This is a genomic window from Sphaerisporangium rubeum, from assembly GCF_014207705.1.
Classification (GTDB): domain Bacteria; phylum Actinomycetota; class Actinomycetes; order Streptosporangiales; family Streptosporangiaceae; genus Sphaerisporangium; species Sphaerisporangium rubeum.
This window is the reverse complement of record NZ_JACHIU010000001.1, coordinates 5,760,615-5,776,755: the sequence shown is the minus strand read 5'-3', so window position 1 is coordinate 5,776,755 and position 16,141 is coordinate 5,760,615. Positions and strand designations below refer to the sequence as shown.

13 protein-coding genes are annotated in these 16,141 nt (G+C 69.9%); 2 read left to right on the top strand and 11 right to left on the bottom strand.

What is annotated here, in order from left to right; all coding sequences use genetic code 11:
- Positions 1-16: 16 nt before the first annotated feature.
- The 9 genes from BJ992_RS24515 to BJ992_RS24475 form a co-directional block, all read right to left on the bottom strand.
- On the bottom strand, positions 17-817 hold the full coding sequence (locus BJ992_RS24515) for a polysaccharide deacetylase family protein (protein WP_184984854.1): 801 nt from the start codon (positions 815-817) through the stop codon (positions 17-19).
- Between the two features lie 4 nt (positions 818-821).
- The gene (locus BJ992_RS24510) at positions 822-1,808 is read right to left on the bottom strand and encodes a glycosyltransferase family 2 protein (RefSeq protein WP_184984852.1); all 987 of its coding nucleotides are present in this window, start codon (positions 1,806-1,808) and stop codon (positions 822-824) included.
- A gap of 5 nt (positions 1,809-1,813) precedes the next feature.
- Entirely contained in the window at positions 1,814-2,653 is an 840-nt protein-coding gene (locus tag BJ992_RS24505) for a glycosyltransferase family 2 protein (RefSeq protein WP_184984850.1), read from the bottom strand.
- 138 nt (positions 2,654-2,791) lie between these two features.
- A complete protein-coding gene (locus BJ992_RS24500) occupies positions 2,792-3,904 on the bottom strand; it encodes a GNAT family N-acetyltransferase (protein ID WP_221474962.1) in 1,113 nt (370 codons plus the stop codon).
- A gap of 2 nt (positions 3,905-3,906) precedes the next feature.
- Positions 3,907-4,278, bottom strand: a complete 372-nt coding sequence (locus BJ992_RS24495; RefSeq protein ID WP_184984844.1) for a hypothetical protein — start codon at positions 4,276-4,278, stop codon at positions 3,907-3,909.
- A 441-nt stretch (positions 4,279-4,719) separates the two neighbouring features.
- Positions 4,720-7,065, bottom strand: a complete 2,346-nt coding sequence (locus BJ992_RS24490; RefSeq protein ID WP_246496768.1) for a sigma-70 family RNA polymerase sigma factor — start codon at positions 7,063-7,065, stop codon at positions 4,720-4,722.
- A gap of 482 nt (positions 7,066-7,547) precedes the next feature.
- Entirely contained in the window at positions 7,548-9,254 is a 1,707-nt protein-coding gene (locus BJ992_RS24485; RefSeq protein ID WP_343072836.1) for a substrate-binding and VWA domain-containing protein, read from the bottom strand.
- A 258-nt stretch (positions 9,255-9,512) separates the two neighbouring features.
- A complete protein-coding gene (locus tag BJ992_RS24480; RefSeq protein ID WP_184984838.1) occupies positions 9,513-9,914 on the bottom strand; it encodes a hypothetical protein in 402 nt (133 codons plus the stop codon).
- Positions 9,902-10,552 (bottom strand): cation diffusion facilitator family transporter, encoded by a 651-nt coding sequence (locus BJ992_RS24475; RefSeq protein WP_184984836.1) that lies wholly within the window; start codon positions 10,550-10,552, stop codon positions 9,902-9,904. Before BJ992_RS24475 ends, BJ992_RS24480 begins: the two co-directional genes overlap by 13 nt.
- 123 nt (positions 10,553-10,675) lie before the next feature.
- On the opposite strand from BJ992_RS24475, the gene BJ992_RS24470 reads away from it, so the two are divergent.
- A complete protein-coding gene (locus tag BJ992_RS24470; RefSeq protein WP_184984834.1) occupies positions 10,676-11,530 on the top strand; it encodes a DUF4184 family protein in 855 nt (284 codons plus the stop codon).
- Positions 11,531-11,722: 192 nt separating this feature from the next.
- Positions 11,723-12,538, top strand: coding sequence for a TrmH family RNA methyltransferase (locus tag BJ992_RS24465; RefSeq protein ID WP_184984832.1), 816 nt, complete (start codon positions 11,723-11,725; stop codon positions 12,536-12,538).
- A 128-nt stretch (positions 12,539-12,666) separates the two neighbouring features.
- Here the strand turns inward: BJ992_RS24465 and atzF are convergent, their stop codons facing one another.
- Positions 12,667-14,508 carry an allophanate hydrolase gene (gene atzF / locus BJ992_RS24460; protein ID WP_184984830.1) on the bottom strand — a complete coding sequence of 614 codons (1,842 nt, stop codon included), beginning with the start codon at positions 14,506-14,508 and terminating at the stop codon, positions 12,667-12,669.
- Positions 14,509-14,533: 25 nt separating this feature from the next.
- Positions 14,534-16,138: a SulP family inorganic anion transporter gene (locus BJ992_RS24455; RefSeq protein ID WP_221474961.1), complete on the bottom strand. Its 1,605-nt coding sequence runs from the start codon at positions 16,136-16,138 to the stop codon at positions 14,534-14,536.
- Between the last annotated feature and the right edge of the window lie 3 nt (positions 16,139-16,141).

Below are 16,141 nucleotides of genomic sequence, written 5' to 3'. Positions count from 1 at the left end.
CGCCTTCACGGCTACGTCACTCACGGCCTGCCATGTGGCGCAGACCGTACCGTGTCCGGCGCACCACCGCGTATCCCTTCGTCAGAGCGCGTTCCTTCAGGTAGATCATCGGTACGCCGCGACCCTCGACCGCTCGGCGGAAACGGTCCATGGTGGTGGACCGGCCCACGGTGAGACGCGGCAGCGCCATCACGTCGGCGCCGTCGTCGGCGAGCGCGTTCGCCACCGCGCAGGCGGCCCAGTACCCGGCCTTGCGCACCTCGCGGCGCACCCGCGCGCTGGAGTAGCCGTACGGGTACGCCATGGTGGCGACCGGACGGCCGACCTTGTCCTCCAGCAGCCCCTTGTTGCGGCGTAACTCCTGGCGCAGGTCGGACTCCGGCAACTGGTCGAGCTGCGGATGGCTGTGGCTGTGGCCGGCGATCTCGACGCCGCACGACGCCGCCTCGCGGACCTGGCTCCAGCTCAGCATGCGGTCCAGCGGCCGGCCCGCGGCGTCGGGACCGGCGTCGTCGAGCCACCCGCTCGTCACGAACACCGTGGCGGGGAAGCCGACGCGGTCCAGCACCGGCAGCGCCTCGGCGTGGAAGTCGGCGTACCCGTCGTCGAACGTCACCACGACCGGCCGCTCGGGCTCAGGCGCGCCGCCGGTGCCGTACAGGGAGGCGACGAGATCGCCGAGGGTGAGCGGCGTGAAGCCTCGGTCCTTCAGGTACGTCATCTGTGACTCGAACATCGACGGACGGACCGCGAGCGGCCTCGTCGCGCCGTTCGGCCGGTCGCTGACCGAGTGGTACATCAGGATGGGAACACGCATGTGATCACTGTTCCTGGTGGTCCGGGGTGTCCGCACGGCTTCCGCGCAGCCGCAGCCGGGCCGACCCGACCGCGTACCCCCAGGTGGTCCAGGCCAGCCCGACGACGATCGCGCCGGCCCTGGCCAGGCCCGCGGGGTCTCCTCGCAGTGCCTCACCGGCTCCGCGCAGCACACCCATGGGCAATGTCTTGAACGCGTGGGCCCGCTCGCTCGACAACCCGTCCCCCGCGCCGACGCTCCGCGCCACCAGCGCCTTGGACAGGCCCTCGGCGTAGCAGCGGGAACGGAAGTAACGGAACGTGGCCCGCGCGGCGGGGACCCGGTGGCCGATCATCGCGTCCGGCTCGAACATCATGATCGAGCCGGGCCTGCGCTGAGCGAGCCTGATGCAGAACTCGGTCTCCTCACAGCCGAGGGGACGGCTCTTGCGTCCCTGCACGCTGCGGCCGAGACCCGAGTGGAACCCGCCGACCGACAGGACGGCCTCACGGCGGAACGCGGCGTTCCCCCCCATGACGTTGCGTATGGGTTTGCGTTCCGCCGCCAGGCCCCGGTAGGTGCACCCGACGGTCCAGTCGAACTCCTCGGGGAACCACCGCGGACGTGCACCCGTGCCCCAGAGCGGCTCGGTCAGCCCGCCGACCCCCACGACGGCCGGGTTGGCGCCTCGCCGTTCTGACATGGCCTGCTCGAACGCCTCCAGCCACCCGGCGTCCGCCACCGCGTCGTCATCGAGGAACGCCACGACGTCACCCGTCGCGGTCTCCGTCCCGGTGTTCTTACCGCCGGACAACCCCTGAGCGTGGGTGTTCTCGACGACGATCGCGTCGGTGTACTCACGCTTGAGCCGCAGGTGCAGATCGGGGTTGTGGTCGACGACGAGGATGAGCTCCTCCGGCGGACGCCGCTGACCGCGCACGGAGCGCACGGCCGCGCCGATGTCGTCCCACCGGTCCTCGGTGTAGACACAGATGACGACGGAGATCCTCATGACGGTTACGCCGCGCCTTGGTCCGCGGCGGGCTGACGCTCGGCCGGCATGCGCTCGACCGGGACCAGGGGACGCCGCCACTCGCGCATGATCGTCTTGAACACACGCCAGCCGTCGCGCACGACACGCAGGTTGCTCTCGCCGTGGATGCGGCACCGCTCGTGACTCGGCACCTCGTGAACCTTCAGACCGGCCCTGGCCGCCCTGATGTTCATCACGGTCTCCACCTCGAAGCCCGCGCAGTCCAGGTCGAGCGCGTCGAGGTGACGGGCCCAGAACGCGTTGTAGCCGTAGCACAGGTCGGTGTACTGCGTGCCGTAGATGCGGTTGACCATGGAACGCAGCACGCTGTTGCCGAGCCTGCGGCTGAAGGTCAGGTCGTCGCTGCCGCCGCCGCTGGCGTACCGGGAGCCCTTGACGAAGTCGGCTCCGGCGACCAGCGCGCTGACGAACTGGATGATCTCACGGCCGTCGGTGGAGCCGTCCGCGTCGATCATCACGATGATGTCGCCGGTGCAGGCGGCGAAACCGGTGGACAAGGCGTCACCCTTGCCCTTGCCGCGCTGCTGCACGACACGCAGGCCGGGACGCAGCCTGCGGGCCACCGCGACGGTGTCGTCGATGGAGTTGCCGTCCACGAGCACGACCTCGTGGATCCAGTGCGGCAGCGTGGCGAAGACGTGCGGAAGGTTCTCCGCCTCGTTCATGGCCGGGATGACCACGCTGACAGTAGGGGAAATGGCCATATGCGGGGTGAGGGGGGTGAAACGGTCCACAGTGGGAAGTGGTCTCAGGGTGCCGAGCTGAGACTTCCCGTTGTGCTTGGTGGTGATCTCGGGACTCATTTTCGAGGGATGTCCTTCCGGGCGGTCTGACATCGGCGGCGACTGCCAACTGGGACCGGCGCGACTGGACGGAGAGGGGTTTCTCCGTCCCGGTCGTAGCAGCTAGAGGGTGTCGGCTTCAGCGGAGGGGGAGAGCGATCAGCTCGCCCCCGAGGGTTCCTTCTCCATGGCGTCGGGCTGGAGCGTGGTCCGGACTCGTCCGAAGCCCTTCAGTAACCGGTCGGCCAGCCGGTACAGCGAAGGACGATCGACGACGATGCTTCGTGCCTTGTTGACGGGTGTCCGGCCCATCCAGTGAACGGCGGCCGTCGCCGACGGACGGGAGACCCGGCCCTCGGAGACGTGGATGACGCCGCTCTTCAACCAGCCCTTGTACTCCCGGCCCCCCTTGCCCATGTCGACCTGGCCCAGACCGTGGGACGCGGCCTGCTCCGCCATGTGCAAGTGGTGCATTATCCCGGGGGAGTACCGGGCGAACTCGGGGTCGTAGGCGGGGAACCAGCCGACCAGCGTGTGGTGCGTACGCAGGCCGAAGTGCCCCGCCACCGGGGTGTCTCCGGCGTACAACATGGTGAGCACGCCGCCGAACGACGGTGTGTCGGTGGCGTGCATCTGCTCGATCAGCTCGACGATCCAGGGCTGGGCGAAACGGTCCACCCGTCCTGTCCTGCGGTACTGATCGGACTTCCAGGCGGTCAGGGTGCGCATCGTCCCGGCATCGGTGGCACGCCACTCCAGCCGCACCTCGCCGTGCTCACGTGCGAGCTTGCGCTCCTTGTACCGGATGGTCTTGTAGTTCTTCGGTGAGTGTTCGCGCACGTGCGCGACATAGGTCTCGAACCCCGAGGTCAGGTCCATGATCGGCACCGGCCGCACCGCCGACTCGAACGGCGCGAACGTGGGCTGCCCCGCGACCATGTGGTCGAAGTCGAACACCGAAAGGCCGCAGGCCCGCAGCAGCGTGCGTCCGCACAGCTCAAGGCCGGGCTCCGCGATGAGACCATGGCAGGTGGTCAGCCAGCTTCCGAGCGGTTTGCCGATGCCGAACGAATGCCGTTCGAAAGGCAGGAAAGCGACCACCTTGCCGGCGTCCTCGACGACGGCGACACGTGCGTAAGAACGGAGCCGGTCCACCGCGAGCGCGAATTCGATGGAAAGGAATGGATTGTCCAGGGTGGGGGTGGACAGTTGGAGGTCACGCCAAAGAGCGACCTCGGCCTCTCCTAAGTCCCCCGGCCGGACCACTGTCACCTTCACCTTGACCGGGCCCCCTGTTCGGTGTGCAGACTGCCGTTCCCCCGGTACAGAGACCGAAGCACCCACATGAACGCACCGAGAACCGCGACCGTGGCTACCCCGGCGCGGGGAGACCAGGCGTCGAACAGGAGCATGGCCTCGGCTAACAGAACATTTATAACGAGACTCGCCGCGGCACCCACCGTTAGGGCGGCGAGTGGGTCACGATCACGCAACAGTCCGACGACCGATGCCCCCGGGACAACCAGCATGAACAACGGAGTCAGCACCAGACGCGCGGGAGTGTCGATGTCGGCGAGCGCGATCACCGCTCCAGCGGCGCACGCGATCGCCAGCACCCATCCGAGCACTGTCCGGTTGGTACGCATGTCTCCTGGCTCCGGGGGTCATGGGGGTACTGATACCTGGCTGATCGTTGTCCTCATAGGACCAACCACGAGATCCGGTCGTCAATGCCGACGCCTCAACTCCGCCGCGGGTTTACCGCCAGAAGGCGACAACCCATTGTCGGAACCGGACAGGCCATCAACGCCGAATAGCCGATAGCCCCGAAACCTGTGGGGTTTCAGGGACCGGCGATACCCAAGGTACCGGTGCCATGCCCGGAGTGTGATGCCGAGGGGCCAATTAGTACAGATTCGCCCTTCCGCCCCCGCTCAAAGCCTCCTCAACCCCGCCGGTCCCCCGCGCCGCCTCGGGCCACGGATGTCTCCGCGCCGCCTCCGGCCACTGATGTCGCCTCCTGTGCGCCGGCGGGAGAATCTCCGCCTTCCGCCGCGGCCGTGTCGCAGGCGCCGGATCCGGTGGGTTCACGAAGCCCCCGTCGCGTCGTCGGACGGGGTGTCGGACGGGACCGGATCGGGTGGTGACGTGGGATCCGGCGGCGGCTCCGACTGCGGCGGCTGCTCCTGGCCGTCCCAGGTGACCGGGCACACGGCCTGTCCCGCGGCCGAGCTGAACGTGACCGACCCCGCTCCGGCCTTCCCCGGCTCGGCCGCCACCACAGAAAGCCGCACCTTCTCACCCACCGCCAGCACCCCACGTCCCGGCGACACCGACACACCCCCCGACGCCGCGGCCGACCACTGGAGCGCCGCGTTGCGCGCTGAGATAAGGATCACACCCGCGCCGTTCTCCCCGAGCACCCCCGGACAGGACAGCACCAGCCGCGCCGCAGGCGCCGGCACCCCCCGCGACGGCGAACGGGTGACCGTGGGCCGCGCCGCCGGGCTGTCCGCAGGCGCCGAGGCCCGCTCCGGCGTAGGCGTGGCCCGAGGCCTCTCGGCCGCCGCCGTCCTGCTCGCGGACGGCACCGCCTCCGTCGGGTCCGGATACGTGATCCGCAACTCTCCGGGAGTCTTGCTCGGAAACCGCAACTCCGCCGTAGGCGGCGTAGCCGAATCCTGCCCCGCCGCCACCACCATCGCCCCCGTGGCCACCAGCACACAGGCCACCGCCGCCAGCACCGGCGCGGACTTCCCCCGTCTCCCCTTCTTCCGTCCCGCACCGCCGTTACGACTCACCCCGCCACCACGTCCGGCACCGTCGCCACGTCCCACCTCGTCCCCACCCCGCCGGCCCCGCCTGCCACCCCGCGGCGCCGTCACCTCATCCCCATGACCACCACCGGCAGGCTCCGTCTCCCACTCGTCATGACCAGGATCGGGATCGTAGAAATCGTCGGCCCCCACGGCGTACAGATGACCCGTACGGTCCACCCCGGCCGCCACGCCACGCCGGCCGCTCACCCCAGCCGCAGGCGTACCGTCCACCACGCCGTGCCGGCCGCTGATCCCAGCCGCAGGTGTGCCGTCCGCCACGCCGTGCCGGCCGCTCACCCCATGGGCCGGCGTCCCCTCCGGCACCCCATGCCGACTACTCATCCCCCGCGCAGGCGTGCCACTCGGATCTTCGGATCCGCCGCCGTGCCGGCCGCTCACCCCATGGGCCGGCGTCCCCTCCGGCACATAGAGATCGACACCGCGCCGGATGCGCGTCCCATGAGCCGGCGTACCGGCCCCACCGTGGAGTCCGCTCATGCCGGTGGCAGGCGTGCCCCCCGCCTTCCCCCTCCTCTGCCGGCCGACGTGGTCCGTGTCCGCGTCCGCGTCACGCAGGCCGGGAACGACCGTGACAGCCGTGTCCCGGTCCCCTCGACCCCGCCGGGACGAGCCGCCACGATCCCCCCGCATCCGCCGGTCCGAACTCACCGGCGGGAACCCGTTCTTGTCGAACCGATCCGTCGCACCGAGGATCGCCGCACGCGCCGCGTCGTCACCCACCCCCGAGCACGACTCGGCAACCCTCCGCCGTAACGACAACGGCGGAAACGCCACCGGCACCTCGTCCAGCAGCCGCTCGGACGACACCCGCCGCCCCCGGCCCTCCGTACACTCCTCACACCCCGCGATGTGCCGCGTCAACCGCCGCCGCACCGCCTGCGGAAACGGCCCCTCCATGGAGTCCACCAACGCCGACAGATCCGGACAGTGCGCTCGCCCCGTCCGGGCCAGGATCACCCCCGCCCCCGCGACGTCCAACTGCTCCTTGGCCCGCGCCAGCCGGTTCCCCGCCTGCCGCGAACTGAGCCCCAGCACCACCCCGATCTCCGCGGTCGTCAGCCCATGCCGTACGGCCAGCAGCAGCACCTCCCGCTCCCGCTGCCCCATCTCGGCCAGGGCCTCCCGCACCACCCCCGTGAGCTCAGGATCGGCCACATCATGATCATGCTCATGCGCCTGCCCCGCCGTGAACCCATGAGCCGGCGTCCGCCCCACCCGCTCATACACATGAAACCGAGTCAACGCGTACAACCAGGCCCGCAACCGGGAGGTCTCCCGCAGCAGGTCGGCCCGCCCGTGCGCCGTGACGATCGCCGCGTGCACCGCGTCCGCCGCCGCATCCATCTCCTGCGCCAGCGAGTAAGCGAAATCGGTCAGCCGATCGGCGTAAACGTCATACAGCCCATCCCCGGCCCGCTCCTCAGCCCGCCGAGCCGCCTCCACCAACCGCTGGTCATCCAGCCGACCACCAACCGGCCATTCAGGCACGAGTCTTTCCTCCCCGCAGTACGGACCCCGACAAACCGTCCAAGAACAGCTCCGCGAGGACAATTCCTCCTCACGCCCGGCCCCACACCGCGTAAGACGTCTCATTCCCCACCCCGGTTGACCCCACCTCGTCCAATAATCATTAGGTATGACCTGGTAAAACAGCGTTTACTGCGCCTCCTGAAACCAGTGTGATCAAAGAGTAGACCCACCAACCCCACCGATCCCAAAAGACCCAAAAGTCCCACTTTCCGGCGCCGCCACGAGGTGATGGACTATGTCGCAGCCTCACTCCGCGTCACGACGGAAGGTCGATGGCCTCGGCGGCGTGGACGACGTCGAAGACCGAGCGGCCACTGAACGCCGAGGCGGAGGAGCACCCGAGCACACGTGCCGTCCGGGACATGGATCCAGGGGACAGGCTGCGTGGAGCAGGGATCGCGCGGCGTCCGGCGCAGGCCGAGGTCGCCAGGCGGGACTGTCTGAGCGGTTACGCGGGAGACGGCGCACGCACCTGTCGTCCGCACCCGGCTTCACGGTCGGTGCGGACGGGTGGGTGGTGGCCAGGGTCCACCCACCCGGTTGTTCTACTGGCTGCTGTTGCAGTTGGGGGCGCAGAGGCGGCGGGAGATTCCCTCCAGGAAGACCTTGCGGATTTCCAAGGCGTTGTTGGGGAAAAAGGCTTCGCCTTGGGTGGCTTTGGCCAGGTTCTGCATTTGGCGGCGGCCGGCGGCGTCTTTGGCGCCTAGGGCGACGATGATGACGCTGATGGGCTGGGTCTCGTCGAATTCGTCGCGGAGTTTGCGGAGGATTTCGGCGTTGGTTATGCCGCCTTCTGGGTCGTCGTTGCCTACGCCGTCGGTGAAGATGAGGATGGTGTTGATCTTGTCGGCTTCGTATTCGGCCTTCATCTTGTCGTAGGCGGCGGCGAGGGTGTCGTTGAGGCCGGTGTCGCCGGTCGCCTTGGCTTTGATGTTCGCCAGGGAGCGGCTGATGACCTCGCGGCGCGTGGTGCCGTTCAGGGAGGCGCCGATGGGGCCTATGGGGACGGCTTCCTTGTAGTCGACGCCTTTGCCGTTGAGGTTGGTGGAGAAGATCCAGGTGCCGATCTCGGTCTTGTCGGGGAAGAGTTTGAGGCCCTCGATGGCGGTCTGGGAGATGAGGCGCATGCGGTCGCCTGGCGCGCCTACGGCGGGGAGGGCCATGGTGCCGGAGATGTCGAGGAGGGCCAGGATGCGGCCGCCGAGTTTGAGGCGGGACCAGGCCTGGGCCAATTGGTTCACGGTCTCGGCGTCGGGGACCTTGAGGGACCTCGGGGCCTTGGGGTTGAGGCCGTTGGCCTGGCTGATGGCGCCGCCTGGTTTGCCGTCGGGGGTGCGGAAGCCGTTGTCGCGGATGGTCTTGCGCGCGGCGTTGCCGGTGAGGGCCGTGGCGAAGGACTTGGCGGCGTCGCGGGTGGCCTGGTCCTTGGCGGTGATCAGCACGGGGTAGTCGAGGCTGATGGTGCCCTCGGCGGGGTACAGGCCGGCCAACTGGCCGTCGTCGCTCTTGTTGAAGGCCCAGATGCTCTGCTCGGAGGCGATGCCGATGGGGGCCCGGGTCGACTGTTTGCCCATGGTGGCGAACATGTTCTCGGGGCTGCTGACGGCGGTCTCGGAGAGCTGGCGCAGGACGCCGACCAGTTGCTCGTCGCCGGCGCCTGACGCCTTGAGGATGCCGGCGCCGGCGAGCAGAGCGCTCAGACCGGCGGCGTTCTGGGTGGGGTCGAGGGGGAGGACCCGGATGCGGCGGCCGAGGCCGTCGGGGGTGGCGGCGTTGGCGGCGGACATCAGGCCGCTCCAGCTCGGCTCGCCGAACTCGCTGCTCAGTTTCTCGATCACCGGCTTCGGCGCGGCGAGGATCACGGGGGAGCGCGCGATGCTGGGAACGGCGGGTGCGGAGATGCCGGAGCCCTTGGGGGTGGAGCGGAGCTTGGCGACCCACAGGCTGGAGTCGGGGATCCACATGTCGGCGTCGAACTTGCCGGCCGTGGCGCCGGAACCGGCGATGGAGTTGGTGACGCTCGCGGGGTCGCCCTCCTTGACCGAGACCGCGACGCAGGCGCCGTTCGCCTCGGTGGAGCTCTTGCCGTACGCGGCGGCGATCTTGGTGATGGCCGGTGCGATGTCAGGTGAGGCGACCACCCGCAGCGCGGCCTTGCTGTCGCCGCAGCCCTGGTCCCTGCTCATGATCACGTAAGCCGCGACGCCGAGCAGCACGGCCAGCGCCACGGCCCCCGCCAGGGGTACCAGCACCTTCCCACGGCCCGCCCGGCGGCGGCTCGACGGCTCCTGATAAGGGTTGTAGCCGCCGTCAAGCTCGTCAGTGCGGTGACGTCCGCCCACGGTTGTTCCTCTTAAAGTGTCGATCTATCCGGAATCCGGCCCGCTGTCCAGCGACCATATAGGGAGATCCGGGGTAATGCGTACGGAACCGTCGGGGTCGTGGATTCGGGGGCAAAACCGATCTTTTGGTGGGTTGATTACCTAAAGTGACGTCAGTGAAGGCCGCTGTCACCACCCCTGGGGCGACTTGGGGAGATAGACGCGATACATCTTGACACGAAGCTGTCGCGATGTATCGTAACCGCCATACCGAAGCCTGTCCGGGGGTGAACGGGGGAGGCGGCCATGTCGACGCTTGTGCGCCAGCGGTCCGTGGGGACGGCCGTGGTGGCGCGGGACCGTGCGGGGCCCGCGCGGACGCGGCCCGATCTGCTGCTGGTCGAGCTCGGCGGGCCCGAGTGCCTGGACGTGGTCCGGCGGGTGCTGCGTGAGTGCGGCGGCGTGCGGGACGTGCTGGTCGGCGGACGGGTGTGCCGGGTGGTGGCCGACCCCGGCGCCGGGCCCGGAGTCGCGGGTGATCTGCGTGCGCAGGGGCTTGAGGTGGCCGTGGTCATCCTTCAGTGGGGACATGACTCGCCACGCCACGCCTTGCCGCCTTCCCTCACCGCGACGCCTGCGAGGACCAGCGCCACCGCCGGGTCCAGCCACCACCAGCCGTACGACGTGGCCGCGAGCCCGGCCAGCACCCCGCCGGCGAGCACGGAGCACAGCACGTTCTGGGTGCCCTCGCCTGTGGTCGCCGCCGAGCCGAGCCGTCTGCCGAGCCTGCGTTTGGCCACGCCGAGGAGCGGCATGCTGACCAGGCTGATCGTCGTGACCACGATGCCGAGCACGGTGGGTGCCGGTCGCTGACCCGCGACCAGGTCGTACGCCACGTGCAGCGCGAGGTACGGCGCGAGCACCCAGAAGCTCACGGCGACGGCCTTGCGTGCGCGCTCCTCGGCCGTGTGCGAGTGGAGCCTGCGGCCCGTGAAGCGCCAGATCACGATCAGGCTGGCCAGCGCTTCCACCAGTGCCGACCAGCCCCAGCCGATCAGGGCCACCGAGTGGGCCTCAAGGCCCGCGGCGAGGCCGAGCAGGCTCTCGGCTCCCAGCCAGGCCAGGGTGCCGAAGGAGAGGGCTCGTGCCAGGCGTGCGTCTCTTAGGTAGGTGTTGGCCTGGTGTGTTGTGGTATGCGGGGTGACTGGGGGTGTGGTGGGATCTGGCACGATGACTTCCTGATCGGTCGGGGATCGGCTGATGACTTGACGTAGCGTACCTGTCACTAACAGTGATGGTGCTGGGCTCGCCTCGGCCTGTGGATAACTTGCTTTTGTTCGTGAGGAGAGCTGGTGCCGTTCACTCCCGCGCATGTGGCGGCGGTGATACCGCTGGTGCGGTGGACGCGGGTGCGTGCCGTGCTCGATCCGTGGGCCCTCGCGGTCGGGGCGATGGTGCCTGATCTGCCGCTGTTCCTGCCTTATCTGCAGGACTACACGGGGTGGCACACGCCTGCGGGGGTCGTCACCGACGATCTGGTGGCTGTGGTCGTGCTGCTCGCCGTGTTCCAGTTCGGCGTGCGGGATCCTTTGACGGCGTTGCTGCCGCCGTCGCTAGCCGGACGGGCCGCGGCGCTTCCCGGGCCTGCTTGGCGGCGGTTTCACGCTGTCGTGCTCGGGGCCGTGGCGGGGGCCGCCACCCATGTGCTGTGGGACTCGTTCACCCATGACTGGGGGGCCGTGTTCTGGGGGTGGTCGTGGCTGTCCGAGGCGGTTGTGCCTGGGTTGCCAGGGTTCCGGGTGGCCCAGTACGTCTCGTCCGTGCTTGGTCTGGCCGCGACCGGTTGGTGGCTGGTCCGTTCGCTGCTCGCCGCGCCGCCGGGTGTGCTGCCGGACCGGCTGATCCTTCCGGCGGCCGTGCGTTGGAGCGTTCTCGGCGGCGCCGTCGTCGCGGCCTGTGGGGCCGCCGCCGTGTGGACACTGGTCGACCCTCCCAATCCGGCCTTCGGCTGGGCCGGGGCCGTCACCAAGACCGGGGTCGGGGTCATTGTCGGCTGGTGTGCGGTAATCACCGTGTATGTCGTGGTGTGGTGGCTGGGCCGCGCCATGCGTCTGAGGAGGACGGCCGGCTCGCCTCGGGGACCGGTGGACCGCCGTACAGAGGCGCCGGATTCGCCGCACCACGTCCCGCCGCGTCGGCGCCGTTGAGTGCAGCGACGGCGGGTGGGGAGAGAGGGGTGCCGCGTCGGGAGAGGCGGTGCCGGGTGGGGCGGGGTGGGTGCGGCTTGGGAGGGGTGGTGCAGGTGGGGGTGGTGCGGTATCGGGAGGGGTGGTGTCGGTGGTGGGTTGGGGGTGAGGAAGCGATGTCGGGTGGGGGTGGGGGAGGCCTACGCTGGGGCTGTGCCGGAGATTGTGTGTGTTGAGGATTCTGCCGATCCCAGGCTTCGGGACTATCTGCATCTGCGGGAGGTGGAGCTGCGGAAGAGTCTTGAGGCTGAGTTCGGGTTGTTCGTGGCGGAGGGGGAGAAGGTCATCCGGCGGGCTGTGGGGGCGGGGTATCCGGTTCGGTCGGTGTTGACTACTGAACGGTGGTTGGCGGGGTTGGTGGATGTGGTGGGGGATGCTCGGGTTTATCTGGTTTCGCCGGAGGTGATGGAGGGGATCGCCGGGTTCGCGGTGCACCGGGGGGCTTTGGCTTCCATGGGGAGGGTCGCGTTGCCTTCGGTGCACTCGGTGCTGGGGGACGGGGTGCGGCGGGTGGTGGTGCTGGAGGATCTTGTCGATCATGGGAATGTGGGGGCGGTGTTCCGGTGTGCGGCGGCGCTGGGGGTGGATGCGGTGGTGTTGTCGCCTCGGTGCGCGGATCCGCTTTACCGGCGATCGATCAAGGTGGCCATGGGGGCCGTGTTCGCCGTTCCGTACGCGCGCATGACGAACTGGCATCACGGGCTGGGGGAGTTGCGTGCGGCGGGGTTCCAGCTGCTGGCGTTGACGCCGGATCAGGACGCGGTACCCATGGGTGAGGTCGTGATGAAGGAACGGGTCGCGTTGCTGCTGGGGTCGGAGGGGGACGGGTTGTCGTCGCGGTGGTTGCACGCGGCGGACCAGGCGGTGTGCATTCCCATGAGCCCGAAGGCGATGGACCTCGGGGTCGACTCGTTGAACGTGGTCGCCGCCGCGGCCATCGCCTGTCACGGGCTGGTGGGTGGCAGGTAGGAGCGGGTTCTGTGCGGGCTGGCCCGGGGGGCACGTGGCCGGGTCGGACCGGTCCGGCAGCACGTGGCGTGGCCGGGTCGGACCGGTCCGGCAGCAGGTGGCGTGGCCGGGTTCGGGGGGGTCCGGGGTCAGGTGCGGGAGAGCAGGTAGGCGGGCCAGCTTCCGTGGGTGCTGATGTCCAGGGAGGTCGTGGTGGCGTGGGCCTCGCAGAGGAAGCTGTGTACGGTCCGGCCGTCGTCGAGTTCCAGGGTGCCGAGGCCGAGGGGTGCGGCGATGGTGGTGAGCAGGGTGCCGAGACCGGGGGTGCCGATCTCGTACAGTTCCACTTCGATCGGGACGCCTCCGGACGCGACCCGCACCAGGCCGGCGCGGGCCACGGGGCCGCCGTCGAGAGCGTAGAGGCGGTAGTGGGGTGCGGTGAACGCGGTGCCGAGCGGGGTGGCTCCCAGCGAGACGAGGTCCCCGTTGAGCGGCTGTCCCGATCGGTGGGCTCCGACGACGGCCAGCACCGGACCTGTTCCGGTCGGTGTGGAGGTGGCCGAGAGGGTTGTCGCGGCGCCGGAGGTCGCGTCGGGCCCGATGAGCGAGGGAGAGCTGCGGGCCGTGAGGGACGGAGCCGCCGCGCCGCCGGGGGACGGGGACGGGTAGGTGGCGCCGACGGCGGCGAGGAGGGGGTCGGAGCCGGCGGGGCCGAGGAGGGTGATGCCGTGGGGGCGGCCTGTTGAGGTCAAGCCGGCGGGGATGGCGAGGGCGGCCAGGTCGAGGAGGTTGGTGAAGGTCGTGTAGTGGCCGAGGACGCTGTTGAGGGTGATGGGGTCGGCCAGCATCTCCTCGACGGTGAACGTCGTCGGCACGGTCGGTACGGCGAGGACGTCCATCGACGTCCATTCGCGCATCGTGCGGGATCGCAGTTCCGCCAGACGGTACAGGCCCTCGAAGGCGTCGACGGCGCTGAGCGACCGGCCGCCGTTCAGGATGCGCAGCGTCACGGGGTGCACCATGTCGGGGTGACGTTCGGCGAAGTCGCCGACGGCGGCGAGCCGTTCGGCGACCCAGGGGCCTTCGTACAGCAACCGTCCCGCCGCGAGGAACGGCTCCAGGTCGATCGGCACCAGCCGGTGGCCGAGGCGCGACAGTGCGGCGACGGCGTCCTCGAACGCGGCCCCGGCGGCGTTGTCGCCGTAGAACTCGGGTTTGCGCGGCACCCCGATCCGCAGCGGCCCGGCGGCCGGCGGCACCGCAGGAGGCATGGGGAACGGCCGCGACCAGGGGTCATCGGGTTCATGGCCGGCGATGACGGACAGCACGGCGAGGCCGTCGGGGACGTTGGTGGCGAAGACGCTCGCGCAGTCGAGCGACGCGCACGCCGGCACCATGCCGAGCGTGCTGACCAGGCCCCGTGTGGGTTTCACCCCGACCGTGCCGGTGAGCGCGGCCGGCACCCGGCCGGAGCCGGCGGTGTCGGTGCCGATGGCGAACGACACCAGGCCGGCCGCCACCGCCACGGCCGAGCCGGAGCTCGAACCGCCGGAGATGAGCCCGGGGACGAGCGGCGACTCGCACGCGCCGTACGGGCTGCGGGTGCCGGACAGGCCGGTGGCGAACTGGTCGAGGTTGGTCTTGCCGATGAGCAGCGCGCCGGCGGCGAGCAGCCGGTCGACCAGCGGCGCGTTGCGTTCGGGGACGTAGGCGAAGCCGGGGCATGCCGCCGTGGTCGGCATGCCCGCGACGTCCACGTTGTCCTTCACCGCGAACGGCACCCCGTGCAGCGGCCCTCCGGTGAGCGCCGCCGCGTCGGCCAGCACCTCCTCGGGCCGCCGCAGGGTGATCCACACGTGGTCGTCACCCCGTGCCGCGACACGTCGCAGCACCTCCTCGGCGACGTCCACGGGTGTGGCCGTCCCGGTGCGGTAGCGATGGCCGAGGGTCGCGAGGTCAAGGGTGCCGAGGGTGCCGAGGGTGCCGTCCACGTGCGGTTCCTTCCTTAGGCGGGGGTCAGGACGCCGCCGGGAGGTCGGCGGTGGCGGGGGCCGGTGCTACCGGTTCCTCACCGGCGGCGTCGGTCGTGCCGGTTCCGTCGGAACCGGTCTTGATGAGGGGGAACAGCAGGAGGATCACCCCGGCGAAAAGGTAACCGAGAGCGATCTGCGGATTGGCACCCCATTCGACCTTCTCACCGTGGATGAGGCCGATGAAGGCCAGCGCCGCGCCTGCGGCGGCGTACCCGGCGGCCCACAAAAACGACCGGTCGATGACGAACGCCGTGATGGAGCCGAGGATGAGCCCGGCGAGCACCGCGCCGCCGCCGAGGAGCATCGTGCCTTCGTACACCGTGCCGCTCGCCGCGATCGCGTCGAACCCGACCTGGCGCGCACTGGTCCCGGCCGCCGCGAGGGAGTTGTCGATGTACCCCTGGGCCCAGGCCGCGATGTTCGGGATGATCGCCATGACCACCGCCACCGCGTGCGCCTTCGGCACCGCCTGGAACGCCTGCGCGCCGATCAGCAGGCCGATGTACAGCAGGATCGGCACGATCGCCGGCGCGGGGAGCAGCGCGCCGAGCAGCGCGAACATGCCGAGGAAGCAGAAGATCGCGATGACGACGCCGCTGGCCATGGAGTAGCTGCCCCGGCCGCCGGCGGCCTTCCACCCGGGGTGGCCGATGTACACGGCCGGCGGGAACGGCGAGCCGAGCATGGAGCCGACCACGGCGCCGGCGCCGTCGGCGAGCAGCACCGACCGCAGGTTGTACGCGTCACCGGCCGCGGCGGCGCTCTCGACGTTGCTCATGCCTTCGGTGAAGTTGTAGATGCCGAGCGGGATGGCGGTGGCGAGCAGAGGCGACACCTCGCGCAGCCCGTCGATCAGCAGGTCGAGGTTGAGGGACGGCACGCTGATCGCGATGTTCGACGCGGCGGCCCCGACGTCGGCGGGGTCCATGTAGCCGCCGATCCACGCGATGGCGCTGCCGACCAGCAGCGCGGCGAGGCCGACCGGGATGTTCCCCGGCAGCCGCAGGTTGGTGAAGAACCCGACGAGGATGATGACGAACACCGGCAGCGCGATCCACAGCGCCTCCCACATCTGCGCGGCGGGCCGCATCGAGATGAAGGCGATCGAGATGCCGGCGAGGGTGCCGAGCATCGCGGCCCGCGGGGTGAAGCGGCGGATGTACGGCCCGACGAACGCGCCGAGGAGCACGATGAGCCCGATGATGAAGCACCACGCGAGCCCCGCGGCCCACGCCTGCACCGGGTTCTTGGTGGCGAGGTACGTCGGCAGCATGATGACGAACACCACGATGAACATGTGCGGCACACTCGGGCCGTACGGCATCGCGCAGACGTCGGTGCGTCCCTCGCGGCGGGCCAGCCGCCGCGCGAGGTAGGTGTAGTACACGTTGCCGATGAGCAGCTGGATGCCCATGGCCGGCAGGATCACGCCGAACACGTCGGAGCCCGGCAGGTGCACGACCCCGAGACACAGGCCGCTCAGCACGAGCACGTTCACCATGACGTTGAAGCCGAGCCCGAAGAAGGCGTTGGTGTCCCCGGAGACCCACCAGGAGAGTCTGGTCTCGGGGCCGGTTGTGGTGGTCATCGG